The sequence below is a fragment of the Streptomyces sp. NPDC005706 genome, from assembly GCF_040631045.1.
In the GTDB taxonomy this organism is placed as follows: Bacteria; Actinomycetota; Actinomycetes; order Streptomycetales; family Streptomycetaceae; genus Streptomyces.
In genome coordinates, this window is the sequence record NZ_JBEXYS010000008.1 from 145,265 (window position 1) to 157,120 (window position 11,856).

The 11,856-nt window shown below is 74.2% G+C and carries 11 protein-coding genes and 1 pseudogene; 9 read left to right on the top strand and 3 right to left on the bottom strand.

The window, feature by feature from the left end; all coding sequences use genetic code 11:
- Positions 1–11 precede the first annotated feature (11 nt).
- The 3 genes and pseudogenes from ABZ478_RS16990 to ABZ478_RS17000 form a co-directional block, all read left to right on the top strand.
- Positions 12–1,052 carry a LacI family DNA-binding transcriptional regulator gene (locus ABZ478_RS16990; protein WP_359549870.1) on the top strand — a complete coding sequence of 347 codons (1,041 nt, stop codon included), beginning with the start codon at positions 12–14 and terminating at the stop codon, positions 1,050–1,052.
- A 118-nt stretch (positions 1,053–1,170) separates the two neighbouring features.
- Complete coding sequence (locus tag ABZ478_RS16995) at positions 1,171–2,394, top strand: MFS transporter (protein WP_359550024.1); 1,224 nt, start codon at positions 1,171–1,173, stop codon at positions 2,392–2,394.
- A 132-nt stretch (positions 2,395–2,526) separates the two neighbouring features.
- A pseudogene (locus tag ABZ478_RS17000) lies at positions 2,527–2,874 on the top strand (DUF6174 domain-containing protein); the annotation flags it as partial.
- Between the two features lie 132 nt (positions 2,875–3,006).
- On the opposite strand, the gene ABZ478_RS17005 reads toward ABZ478_RS17000, so the two are convergent.
- Positions 3,007–3,561 (bottom strand): TetR family transcriptional regulator, encoded by a 555-nt coding sequence (locus ABZ478_RS17005; RefSeq protein WP_359549871.1) that lies wholly within the window; start codon positions 3,559–3,561, stop codon positions 3,007–3,009.
- A gap of 349 nt (positions 3,562–3,910) precedes the next feature.
- Here ABZ478_RS17005 and ABZ478_RS17010 point away from each other — a divergent pair, with 349 nt between their 5' ends.
- Together ABZ478_RS17010 and ABZ478_RS17015 are read left to right on the top strand one after the other, a co-directional pair.
- Entirely contained in the window at positions 3,911–4,783 is an 873-nt protein-coding gene (locus ABZ478_RS17010; protein WP_359550026.1) for an SGNH/GDSL hydrolase family protein, read from the top strand.
- Positions 4,784–4,879: 96 nt separating this feature from the next.
- Positions 4,880–5,683 carry a maleylpyruvate isomerase family mycothiol-dependent enzyme gene (locus tag ABZ478_RS17015; RefSeq protein ID WP_359549873.1) on the top strand — a complete coding sequence of 268 codons (804 nt, stop codon included), beginning with the start codon at positions 4,880–4,882 and terminating at the stop codon, positions 5,681–5,683.
- 16 nt (positions 5,684–5,699) lie between these two features.
- Here ABZ478_RS17015 and ABZ478_RS17020 read toward each other — a convergent pair whose 3' ends face one another.
- The gene (locus ABZ478_RS17020) at positions 5,700–6,773 is read right to left on the bottom strand and encodes a PP2C family protein-serine/threonine phosphatase (protein ID WP_359549875.1); all 1,074 of its coding nucleotides are present in this window, start codon (positions 6,771–6,773) and stop codon (positions 5,700–5,702) included.
- 270 nt (positions 6,774–7,043) lie between these two features.
- On the opposite strand from ABZ478_RS17020, the gene ABZ478_RS17025 reads away from it, so the two are divergent.
- The 4 genes from ABZ478_RS17025 (at position 7,044) to ABZ478_RS17040 (ending at position 11,353) form a co-directional block, all read left to right on the top strand.
- A complete protein-coding gene (locus ABZ478_RS17025) occupies positions 7,044–8,309 on the top strand; it encodes a glycosyltransferase family 4 protein (protein ID WP_359549877.1) in 1,266 nt (421 codons plus the stop codon).
- A complete protein-coding gene (locus tag ABZ478_RS17030) occupies positions 8,306–9,127 on the top strand; it encodes a transferase (RefSeq protein ID WP_359549879.1) in 822 nt (273 codons plus the stop codon). The genes ABZ478_RS17025 and ABZ478_RS17030 overlap by 4 nt, the downstream gene beginning before the upstream one ends.
- A gap of 96 nt (positions 9,128–9,223) precedes the next feature.
- Positions 9,224–9,982 carry an IclR family transcriptional regulator C-terminal domain-containing protein gene (locus tag ABZ478_RS17035; protein WP_359549881.1) on the top strand — a complete coding sequence of 253 codons (759 nt, stop codon included), beginning with the start codon at positions 9,224–9,226 and terminating at the stop codon, positions 9,980–9,982.
- Between the two features lie 258 nt (positions 9,983–10,240).
- Positions 10,241–11,353, top strand: coding sequence for a PP2C family protein-serine/threonine phosphatase (locus ABZ478_RS17040; RefSeq protein WP_359550029.1), 1,113 nt, complete (start codon positions 10,241–10,243; stop codon positions 11,351–11,353).
- 85 nt (positions 11,354–11,438) lie between these two features.
- Here ABZ478_RS17040 and ABZ478_RS17045 read toward each other — a convergent pair whose 3' ends face one another.
- Positions 11,439–11,855 (bottom strand): ATP-binding protein, encoded by a 417-nt coding sequence (locus ABZ478_RS17045; protein WP_359549883.1) that lies wholly within the window; start codon positions 11,853–11,855, stop codon positions 11,439–11,441.
- Position 11,856: the final 1 nt, after the last annotated feature.

Consider the following 11,856-nt stretch of genomic DNA (forward strand, 5'->3'; position numbering starts at 1 on the left):
AGGGTGCGGGCATGAGCAGACAGGCCCCGACCCTGGAGGACGTCGCCCGGGAGGCCGGTGTGTCCCGGGCGACCGTCTCCCGGGTCGTCAACGGCGTGCGCAACGTGGATCCGGCGATCCAGGAGGTGGTCCGCCGGGCCATCGACCGGACCGGGTACGCGCCCAACCGGGCCGCCCGCTCCCTCGTCACCCGGCGGGCCGAGACCGTCGCCCTGGTCGTGTCCGGTGCCGGGGAGACCTCCGACGAGGCCCGGGCGGCCTTCGCCGCCCGGGTGTTCGCCGACCCCTTCTTCGGGCGGGTGGTCGCCGGGATCGTGGGTCATCTGCGGCCGCGCTCGGTCCACCCCGTGCTGATGTTCGCCGAGTCCGCCGAGGCCCGCCAAGAGGTGCTGACCTATCTGCGGCAGGGCCGGGCCGACGGCGCGCTGGTCGTCTCCAGCCACGCCGACGACCCGCTGCCCGCCCTGCTGGCCGAGGCCTGGCTGCCCGCGGTGCTCTTCGCCCGTCCCTCCCGCCCGGTCCCGCTCAGCTATGTCGACCTGGCCCACCGGGACGGCGGCCGGCTCGCCGCCGAACACCTGCTCGCCCGCGGCCGGCGCAGACTGGCCACGATCTGCGGCCCGTTGGCGGTCGCCGCGAGCCAGGAGCGGCTGGCCGGCTTCCGCGACACCCTCGCCCGCCACGGCCACCCCTACGTGCCCGTCGCCGAGGGTGGGTTCACCCTGGACAGCGGCGTCGCCGCCATGACCGACCTGCTGACCGAACACCCGGAGCTGGACGGGGTGTTCGCGGCGAACGACCTGATGGCCCAGGGCGCCTGCCAGGTGCTGCGCGAACGCGGCCGCCGGGTGCCCGAGGACGTCGCCGTGGTCGGCTTCGACGACTCCACCGTCGCCGCCACCTGCCGGCCCCCGCTGACCACCGTCCGTCAGCCCGTGGAGGACATGGCGGCCGACATGGCCCGGCTGCTCGACGAGCACATCCACGGCACCCGCACCGCCCCCACCTCGGTCGTGTTCGACCCGGAGCTGGTGGTCCGGGACTCGGCCTAGGGGACGCTCCCGGTCGGCACCGGGCAGCCGGGTGCGCCGGCCGGAACCGCGCCGGGCCCCCGGACGGGCGATCGCCGGTACGCGGCGGCCGGGCGCCCGGTGCCTAAGGTGGAGTGTGATCAGTAGCGCCACAGAGGACCGCGGGCAGGACCGGCGGGCGGACCGGCGGCGGCCGGGATACCTGGCCGCGGCGGCCGTCTTCGCCGTCGGCATGCTCGGCACCACCCTGCCCACACCGCTGTACGGGCTGTACCGGCAGCAGCTCGGCTTCTCCGAACTCATCGTGACGGTGGTGTTCGCCGCCTACGCGATCGGTGTCATCACCGCCCTGCTGATCGCCGGTGGCTTCTCCGACGTGCTGGGGCGGCGGCCGGTGCTGCTGGCGGCGCTGGGTCTGTCGGCGCTCAGCGCGGTGTGCTTCCTGGCCGAGGGCGGACTGCCGCTGCTGTACACGGGCCGGGTGCTGTCGGGCTTCTCGGCCGGGCTGCTGAGCGGCACCGGCACCGCGGCCGTCCTCGAACTGGCCCCGCCGGGCAGGAACGCCCGGGCCGGGTTCGCGGCGACCGCGGCCAACATGGGCGGGCTGGGGCTCGGCCCGCTGCTGTCCGGCATCCTCGCCGAGTACGCGCCGCAGCCGCTGAAGCTGCCGTTCGCCGTCCATCTCGCGCTGCTCGCGGCGGCGGCCGTCGTCGTCTGCCTGCTTCCCGAGACCGTCCGCCGCTCCCATCCGAGGGGGTCGCTGCGGCCCCAGGGGATGACGGTGCCGCCGGAGGTGCGCGGGGTGTTCGCGCCCTGCGCACTCGCCGCGTTCGCCGGCTTCTCCATGCTCGGGCTGTTCACGGCGGTCGCCCCGGCCTTCCTCGACCAGACCCTGAAGGAGCACAACCTGGCGGTCGCCGGCGCCGTCGTCTTCTGCGTGTTCTGCGCCTCCACCTGCGGACAGCTCCTCATGGGCCGGATCGGAGCGCGCCGGGCCCTGCCCTGGGGATGCGCGGTGCTCGTCGCCGGACTCCTCCTCATCGCGCTGTCGCTGCTGCTGACGTCCTTCCCGGTGCTGCTCGCCGGCGCGCTGACCGGCGGCGCCGGCCAGGGAATGGCGTTCCGAGCCGGCCTGAGCGAGGTCAGCTCCGCGGCGCCCGAGGCCCATCAGGGCGCCACCATCTCGGCGTTCTTCGTCGTCGCCTACGTGGGCATCTCGCTGCCGGTCGTCGGCGTGGGCGCCCTGACGTCGGCGCTGGGACTGCGCGGCGCCGGGCTGGTGTTCGCGGGGTGCGCGGTACCGCTCGTCGCGGCGGTGGGCCTGCGGGTGAGCCGCACCCTGTCCCGGGCCTCCGACCGCTGACCGAGGGGCCGCGCGCCTGCGGTGAACGTCCGGCCGGCCACCGGCGTCGAAGGAGAGACAGCCGGCCGAGCCGAGAGGCGCCCCATGACACGCGCACGTTCCGTATCCCGTCCCTCGCTGCCGCGCCTCGCGATGATCGCGGGTCTGGTCTGCGCGGCCGCCGCCTGCCAGGGACCGGCCGTGTCCACCCAGCCGGCGCGGACCGCCGGCACCGCCTGGCGGGAGCCGTCCGCCTACACGTACACCCTGCGTTCGACCGGCGGGGAGCGGGCGCTGATCGGCTCGTTCCGGGTGAGTGTGCGGGCGGGGAAGGTGGTGCGCGCGGCGGGTCTGGACGCGGAGAGCCGGGCCGTGGTCCGGCGCTCGCCCGCGATCGTGCCCACCATCGGCACGCTCTTGCGGGAACTGGAGCGGGCGCGGCGCGAGGGCGCGGACCGGGCCGACGCGCAGTACGCGTCCGCCGGGTACCCCCGTCGTATCACCGTGGACTGGTCGGCGACCGCCGTCGACGACGAAGTCCGTTACGAGATGAGCGACTACACGCCCGGGGGGGGAGCAGGCCCGGCGCCGTTCGGGCACCGCGCGCGGGGCAGACGCGTGCGGGGGAGCCCGTCACGCGCGCGGGGTCAGGACTTCCTGGAGGAGCGCGCCGTAGCGTGTGATGAGTTCCTCGCGGTCGGTGCCCAGCAGGCCCTCGTCCCGCGCCACCCACAGGCCGTAGAGCAGGCCGCCGGACATCGACGCGGCGAGCCGGGCGCGCAGGTCGGCGTCGGGTCCGCGCAGCCGGTCGCGCAGTGGCGCGATGAGCACCTTCTCGTGGGTCTCGCGCAGCCGGTCGAGGATCTGCGGTTCGCCGCTGCCGTGCACCAGGGCCAGGAAGATCCCCCGTGCGGTGCCGTCGAGGTCGAGGAGGAGTTCGGCCAGCCGCTCACCCAGTCGTTCCAGCGGTACGTCGAACAGGGGCTCGTTGTCGATCGCCAGGTGCATCGTCTCCAGGAACAGCATCTCCTTGCTCTTGAAGTGACGGATCACCAGGGCCGGATCGGTCCCGGCGGCCGCGGCGATCCGGCGGACGGTGGTCCTGGCGAACCCCTGGTCCCGGAACAGCCGGGCGGCGGCGTCGTGGATGGCGTCACGGGTGGTGGAACCGGAACCGGTCTGCAGCATGCGGCACAGCCTATGCGGGTGCCCGCCCGGCTTCGCGGATTCTCCTCGACCGCTCCGCGAACAGGGCGTGAACCGGCCGCTGACCGACGGGAAGATCGGGATACGTGAGCGTTTCAAGAAGTTCGGTCAACATTGTTGACTCGCCGCCGGGCCGCCCGCACATTACCTATCAGTAGAACCGTCCGGTAATCCCGCGGCGGTCCTTCCCGGCCGTCGGCGTGCGCCTTCCCGCCCACGCTCCGCAGGCCGGAACTCCCCCTGCTCGAGCCGCCCCGTTCTCGCGCACCAGGTCCGCGCGCACCGCCGTGCCCGCGTGCTCCCCATGCGCCCCACCGAGAAGAGAGAGCAGATACCCATGCCCGCATTGCGTCGTGTCATGACCGCGACAGCAGCCGCCGCCGGTGCGCTGGCGCTCGGCCTCACCGGCACCACCGCCCAGGCCACCACGCCGCTGAACTACGCGGCCCTCGGCGACAGTTACAGCGCCGCCTCGGGCGTCCTCCCCGTCGACCTCTCCAGCCCGCTCTGCCTGCGCTCAACGGCCAACTACCCGCACGTCCTCGCGTCCCGTACCGGCGCCCGCCTGGCGGACGTCACCTGCGGCGCCGCCCAGACCAAGGACTTCACCGCGTCCCAGTACCCCGGCGTCGCGCCGCAGGTCAACGCGGTCACGGCGGACACCGACCTGGTGACCCTGACGATCGGCGGCAACGACAACGGCACCTTCATCAACGCCATCCTGTCCTGCGGCGCCGCCGGCGTCCTCAGCGGCGGCAAGGGCAGCCCCTGCAAGGACAAGTACGGGACCTCCTTCGACGACGCCATCGACGCGAACACCTACCCCGCCCTGAAGCAGGCCCTGGGGAGCGTCCGGGCGAAGGCGCCGGGGGCCCGCGTGGCCGTGCTCGGCTACCCGTGGATCACGCCCGCCACCGCCGACCCGTCCTGCTTCGCCAGGCTGCCGATCGCCTCCGGCGACGTCCCCTACCTGCACGCCATGCAGGCCCACCTCAACGCCGTCGTCCGGCGCGCCGCCGAGGAGACGGGGGCCACGTACGTGGACTTCGCGCAGGTGTCCACGGGCCACGACGCCTGCCAGGCCGCCGGGACCCGCTGGATCGAACCGCTGCTGTTCGGGCAGAACATCGTCCCCGTGCACCCCAACGCCCTGGGAGAACAGCGCATGGCCGAGCGCACCATGACCGTCCTCGGACTCGGCTGACCGACCGCCGGCCGGCCCGGCTTGCCTTCGAGCGGACTCCAGCGTCCACACTGAGCGCGACGGAGATCCGCACCAGGGACGAGGACGGCGCAGCCGATGGACACGACGAGCAGGGCAGGGCACCCGCTGCCGTACGACACCTACCGTGAAGCGGTCGCACGCGAGACGCTCCGCTTCACCGAGGTGGCCGCCGGCGCCGACCCCACGAGCGCGGTGCCCTCGTGCCCCGAGTGGACCCTGGCCGACCTCACCCGGCACGTGGGTGCGCTGCAGCGCTGGTTCTGCACGTTGCTGACCCGGCTGGTGCAGGAGCCGCCCCGCTCCCGCGACGTGGAGCTGGGGCTGCCGGACAGCGCGGCCGCGTACCCCGGCTGGGTGGCGGCCGGGGTGCCCGCGGTGGCGGCCGTGCTGCGGGACACCGACCCCGGGGCGCCGATGTGGGCCTGGGGCGAGGACCAGCACGCGCGGTTCTGGGTCCGCCGCATGCTCTTCGAGACACTCGTGCACCGGGTGGACGCGGAACGCGCCGCCGGCCTGGAGCCGGAGATCGACAGCGCGCTGGCGGCGGACGGGGTGGACGAGTTCCTCGTCAACCTGCCCCACGCGGGCCTCTTCGCCCCCGGGGTGCGTGAGCTGCGCGGCAACGGCGAGACCATCGCGTTCCGGTGCGCGGACACCGGGGAGGAATGGCGGGTGCGGCTGGACCCGGACGGATTCCGTTCGCTGCCGCCCGCGCAGGACGGCAGCGCGCTCCCCGGACCGTGCACCGCGGCGGTACGCGGGCCGGCGGCGGACCTGCTGCTCCTGCTCTACGGCCGCAGGACCCGCCAGGACCCCGTCTTCGACGTGTCGGGTGAGGCGGCGGCCCTCGACCACTGGTTCGCCCACACGGCCTTCTGACCACGGGCGGCGGTTCCTACGGCTCGCCGGTGAGCAGACAGGCGGCCAGCGCCGCGGTGTCGTCCTGCAGCCGGTTGTCGCTGTGGGCCAGCAGGTCGTGGTGGAGCCGGTCCAGCAGTTCCCGGGGCGGCAGCGGACCCCACTGGCGCAGGCGCTCCGTCAGCGGGTAGAAGCAGCCGTCCGCGTCCCGTGTCTCGGTGACACCGTCCGTGTACAGCAGGAGCTGGTCCCCGGGCCGGAACGGATACGCGTCCACGTGATAGGCGTCCCCGACCAGCACGCCGAGGTTCAGCGGCGGCGCCGACCGCCCCCGGTCCAGCTCGCGCACCTCCCCGGGAAGGATGAGGAGCGGGGGCGGGTGGCCGCAGTTGACGACGCGGACGACCCGGCCCGCGCCGGGGATCTCGGCGAACACGGCCGTGACGAACCGCTCGCCCGCGTCGTTCCCGCCGAGCTGGGCCGCCCTGCGGCTCATGCTCGTCTCCACCCGGTCGGCCAGCGCGGCCAGATCGGGCTCGTCGTGCGCGGCCTCGCGGAACGCGCCGAGCAGGGCGGCCGCGGTCTCCACCGCGAGCAGCCCCTTGCCGCGGACATCGCCGATGAGCAGCCGGACGCCGAACCGGGTGGGAACGGCCTCGTACAGGTCGCCGCCGATGCGTGCCTCCGCCGCCGCCGAGAGGTACAGGCTCTCCAGACGGAGGTTGCCGATCCGGTGCGGCACCGGCCGGAGCAGGACCCGCTGCGCGATGTCGGCCACGAAGCGCACGTCCGCCAGGGTGCGCTCGCGGCGGATGCGGTGCGCGGCCAGGATCGTGCCGAGGGCGCCGACCAGGGCGGTGCACCCGTACGCGGCCACGTAGTGGCGCTCCCACAGGTAGCCCACCTGCCGGCCGGCGCAGCACGGGGTGCCGGCCAGCACCCCTTCGAGGAACACCGCGAACGCGGCGGCGGCGACCACGATGACGGGCCGGTGGGCGAACGCGGCCACCAGCGGCAGCGCGATCAGCGCGAAACTCACCGGCCACTGCACGGGCGTGACGGGTTCGAGCAGCAGCACGGCCGCCACGAACATGACCGGCAGCCAGCGCATCCATTTCGGGGCCGCCGGTAATCCGATCCGCGAGACCGTGCCGTGCACCGGCCCGTGACCGGTACGTCCGTGCTTCACCCCTCGCACTCGCCACTCCCGTCACACGATCCCGACGGTACCCAGCCTGGGGCGCCGGGCCCCGGCGCACCGGTGATTGCTCCACCCAGCGGCATGTTCCACCGCCGCCGGCGGCCGCGGCGGCCCCGCGCCCGGAGACACGAACTGGTAACAGCGCACAACTGGAGGAGAGTTGACGAGGTCTGCACCGGCATGAAGATCTCTTTCCTGCTCCACAACGCCTACGGCATCGGAGGGACGATCACCACGACGTTCAATCTGGCCCAGGCACTGGCCGAGCGGCACGACGTGGAGATCGTCTCCGTGTTACGGCACCGCGAGCGCCCCCGGATCACCCCCGACCCACGGGTGAGCCTGCGGCCGCTGGTCGACCTGCGGCAGGAGAAGGACCACGTGTCGCACCGGACACCGGCGAAGGTGTTCCCCGCCGCTGAGTACCGCTACCGGCAGTACAGCCGGCTGACCGACGAGCGGATCGCCGCGTGCCTTGCGGCCACCGACGCCGACGTGGTCATCGGCACCCGGCCGGGACTCAATGTGCACCTCGCGCTCCAGGCCCCCGAGCGGGTACTGCGCGTCGGCCAGGAGCACCTCACGCTGGACAACCACCCTGCGCCGCTGCGTACCGCGCTGCGCCGGGCCTACCGGCGTCTCGACGTCCTCACCACGGTCACGGAGGCGGACGCCCGCGACTACCGGCGCAGGATGCACCTGCCCGGCGTCCGCGTCGAGGCCCTGCCGAACAGCGTGCCCGATCCGGTGCTGCCGCCCGCCGACGGCCACGCGAAGATGATCGTGGCGGCCGGCCGGCTCGTCCCGGTGAAACGCTACGACCTGCTCATCCAGGCGTTCGCCCGGGTCGCCTGCGAATACCCCGACTGGCGGCTGCGCATCTACGGAGCGGGCGAGCAGCGGGACGCGCTGCGGGCCCGCATCGAGCGGCTCGGGCTGAGCAACAACGCCTTCCTGATGGGTCCGGCCTCGCCCATGGAGGCGGAGTGGGTGAAGGCGTCCATCGGCGTGTCCACCTCCTCCTTCGAACCGTTCGGCATGACCATCGTCGAGGCCATGCGCTGCGGGCTGCCGGTCGTGAGCACCGACTGCCCCTACGGTCCCGCAGAGATCATCGAGGACGGGGTCGACGGCCGGCTGGTGCCCGTCGGGGACCGGGACCGGCTGGGATCGGCGCTGCTGGAGCTGGTCCGTGACGACGAGCGCCGCCGGGCCATGGGACGGGCGGCCGCCGAGAACGCCCGCCGCTTCGCTCCCCGGAGCGTGGTGGCACACGTGGAGCGCCTGCTGGAGGAGGCCATCGCGATCCGGTCCGCGGGGCGGAGCGCCACGGGGACGCCACGAGACGTGCGGCAGAACCTGGTGAGCCACGGGTTCGCGGCCCGCGACATCGCGCACACCGCCACCGGGCGGGTGCTGAGGACTCTGCGCAGGGGGCAGCGGTGACCACGGAAAGCGGCGCCGGAGCGCGCGTGTACTGCGTCGTGGACGCCGAGGGCCGCATCACCCTCGAGCTGCCCACGCCCGTGGCGGCCACCCGGCCCCACCTGCTGCTGCGTCTGCGGCCCAGGAAGGGCGAACCCGTCACCGCCCGCCGAATCGTTCCTCTGCAAGCGGTGGGGGACGGGCCGGCGCGTGCCGTCCTGGAACCGCTGCCCGCCCTCGAGGAGGGCCGCTGGGACGTGTTCCTGCTGAACGGACCCGACGACACGGCGCCCGTGCGGCTCCGGCCCGGTCTGCGCGACCTGCGGGCCCTCGTCGACGGACATCTCAGGGACCGGCCCTCCCCGGTGGCGGTGCGGATCCCGTACGTGACCAAGGAGGGCTATCTCGCGGTACGGGCCTGGCTGCGCACGGCCCACGCGGAGGCCGGCCGGATCGACACCGGCGACCGGTCCACGACGGTCACCGCCCGGCTGCACGGCGCCACGTTCGAGGACGGCGCCGTCGTCCGCCTGCGGATGCGGGGCAACGACTCCGCCGAGCTCGAACTGCGGCCGGTGACCGACGGCGACCACCGGGGCTTCCGGTTCACCGTCGACCACGAGCACCTGGCCGCCGGCACCGCCGCCGAGGGCGGCATCTGGGACGTCTTCGTCCACCCCGCCGCGGACGCGTCCCCGGTCCGGGTCGCCAGGCTCCTGGACGACGTGGCGGACCGCAAGACGTCGTTCGTCCACCCGGCCGCGCGCGCGGCAGGCGCCGTGCTGCGGCCCTATTACACGCTCGACAACGACCTCTCCATCCGGGTGGCCGCGGGCTGACCGCCCGGCGTCCGGCAGGGACGAGGGCCGGGGCTCGCGCGGCGCGCCCGGGCCCGTTGTCTTGCCCCCGCCGGGCGCCCGGCGCACGCTGTTGCTATGCGCGCGCACGACAGCCCCACGCTGATCACGTCCGTCCAGCGCGCCTTCCGGCTGATGGAGGCGGTCAGCGCGCACGAGAACGGCGCGCCCGCCAAGCAGCTGGCCCGGGAGACCGAGCTTCCGCTCGCCACCGCCTACCACCTGCTGCGGACGCTGGTGCACGACGGGTACCTGCGCAAGCTCGACGACGGCGGCTTCGTCCTGGGCGACAGGCTCCAGACGCTGCACGCCACCAGCCGCGCGCAGGTCCTGCTCAACCGGGTCCGGCCGACCCTCGCCGCGCTGCGCGACGAGCTCGCCGGCGCCGCCTACCTCACCTTCTACGAGGACGGCGAGATCAGGGTCGCCGAGATCGTCGACGGCCCCCGCGCGCCCCGGGCCGATCTGTGGGTGGGCTTCGAGGACGCGGGACACGCCACCGCCCTGGGCAAGTCCGTACTGCGCGAGCTGGACGACGGCTCCCGCCGCGACTACCTCTCCCGGCACCACCTCGCCGACCTCACCCCACGGACCGTCACCAGCCTGACCGAACTATTCAGACGGCTCGACTCCGCCCCGCTGGCCCCGGCCGTCACGGACGTCGAGGAATACTCGCTCGGCACCGTGTGCGTCGCCGTACCCGTGTACAGCGGGGACATCCTGGGCTCGCTCGGCGTCTCCGTGCCGGCGGAGCGGCTCTCCCGGCTGCCGGAGATCGGGGCCCGGTTGATGCCGGCCGCGAGCCGCGTGACCAGAAGCCTCTCGCTCACTATCTGAAAATCCACGCCTTGAAGCCGTCCCGCCGAGCCCTTTTCCTTGAATGAGGGAACAGGGCAAGGGGCACGGCAGGGGAGCACCCCGGACAGGTGAGGGACAGCGCGACAGGTGAGCGATTCCGGAGAGAACTCGAGCCGGCGCCGGGAGCACGGTGGCGAGCACTGGGCGGCACGGCTGCTCAGGACGGCCGACCCCGGCGCGTCGGCGCCCCGGCGCGCCGCCGGACAGGCGGCCGCCGCGCTTCCGGTGGTGCTCGTCATGGTCGTCGTGCTGGTCGACCTGCTGACCGGGGCGGGCCTGCCCTGGCTGCCCATGCTGGCGGCGGGGCCCGCGCTCGCGGCCACCACCAACGGACCGCGCGGTGTCCTGTGCGTCGGACTGCTGGCCTCGGCGGTGTGCGCGGCCCTCAGCACGGTCTACACCGTGCCGGGCCGTGAGCCGGCGGCCGTGCTGTGCGCGGTGCTCGCGGTCACCGCGGCGAGCGGTCTGGCCAGTGAGCTGCGCGGCCGGCGGGAGCGGGTGCTCGCGGCGGTCCGCTCGGTCGCCGAGGCCGCCCAGCACGCCCTGCTCAAGCCGGTCCCGGAGACCGTGGGCCGGTTCCAGGTGGCGGTCCGCTACAGCGCCGCCGCGGCGGAGGCCCGTATCGGCGGTGACCTCTACGCGCTGGTGCCCACCCCGCACGGGGTCCGGCTGATCGTCGGCGACGTGCGCGGCAAGGGGCTGCCGGCGGTGAGCACCGCCGCGCTGGTCCTCGGTGTCTTCCGCGAGGCCGCCTACGACGAGCCCGACCTGCTGGCCGTCGTCGGCAGGATCGAGCGGAGCCTGGCCCGCAACCTCGGGCCGGACGACTTCGTCACCGCCGTGGTCGTGGGCTGCCCGCGGCCTGGGGAGCTGGAAGTGGTCAACTGCGGGCACGCGCCTCCGCTGCTGATATCCGCGGCCGGGGAAGTGGAGCCGGTGGAGCCCGTCCGGCCCGCCCCGCCCCTCGGGCTGCGCGCGCTGTCCGGTGAACACCCGGAGCTGCACCTGCTGCCGTTCTCGGACGGCGACCAGCTGCTGCTCTACACCGACGGGGTCACCGAGGCCCGCGATCACGCGCGTGAGTTCTACCCGCTGGCCGAAGGCGTGGCGCGCCACGTGTCCGACGATCCGGCCCGCACCCTCTCCGCGGTCCACGCCGACCTCCTGGCCCACGTGGGCGGACGGCTGCACGACGACGCGGCGCTGCTGCTCCTCCGTCAGTCGGTCGAGGAGCCGGCCGGGGGCGAGCCGGAGGAGGCGGGCCGTGCGCCCGACGCGGGGCGCGAGGTCATGCCGGTGCGCTCCGGCGCGCGGCCGGTGGCCGTCACCTGCCATGGCGGCGGCCGCTGAGAGGGATGGTCATGCCGTGGCGGCGGCCGCTGGGAGGGATGGTCATACCGTGGCGGCGGCCGACGCCGGCCGCTGAGAGGGGTGGTCAGGCCGCCACGAGGTCGGCCCAGCGCGTGCACCCGCCGGGATGAAGGTGGATGCCGTGCCGGTCGGCCAGAGCGTGCACGATGTCCTCGCCCCGCCCGTGTTCGTCCGGGTCGGTCCACGTGGGCGACTGCCCCGCCGGCCGGGCCGGCCCCGCGTCGGTGACCTCCACCCGCAGCACGCCGGGCCCGTCGCACGAGAGCCGCAGCACCGCCGGCGGCAGGGCGTGCACGATCGCGTTGGTCAGCAGCTCCGACACCACCAGCAGGGCGTCCTCGACGACCGCCGGGGACACCTCCCAGTCCGCGAGGATCGCGGCCACCCGCCGGCGTACGACCGAGACGGCCCCGGCGAAGGGCGGCAACACGAAGACCTGTTCGCGGGTGTCCCGCGCCAGCGTATTGAGCTGTACCGCCATG

Coding starts and splice junctions, on each gene's coding strand:
- ABZ478_RS16990 (WP_359549870.1), top strand. CDS start 12: ATGAGCAGACAGGCCCCGACCCTGGAGGACGTCGCCCGGGAGGCCGGT.
- ABZ478_RS17005 (WP_359549871.1), bottom strand. CDS start 3,561: ATGCTGCAGACCGGTTCCGGTTCCACCACCCGTGACGCCATCCACGAC.
- ABZ478_RS17015 (WP_359549873.1), top strand. CDS start 4,880: ATGGACACGACGAGCAGGGCAGGGCACCCGCTGCCGTACGACACCTAC.
- ABZ478_RS17020 (WP_359549875.1), bottom strand. CDS start 6,773: ATGCGCTGGCTGCCGGTCATGTTCGTGGCGGCCGTGCTGCTGCTCGAA.
- ABZ478_RS17025 (WP_359549877.1), top strand. CDS start 7,044: ATGAAGATCTCTTTCCTGCTCCACAACGCCTACGGCATCGGAGGGACG.
- ABZ478_RS17035 (WP_359549881.1), top strand. CDS start 9,224: ATGCGCGCGCACGACAGCCCCACGCTGATCACGTCCGTCCAGCGCGCC.
- ABZ478_RS17040 (WP_359550029.1), top strand. CDS start 10,241: ATGGTCGTCGTGCTGGTCGACCTGCTGACCGGGGCGGGCCTGCCCTGG.
- ABZ478_RS17045 (WP_359549883.1), bottom strand. CDS start 11,855: ATGGCGGTACAGCTCAATACGCTGGCGCGGGACACCCGCGAACAGGTC.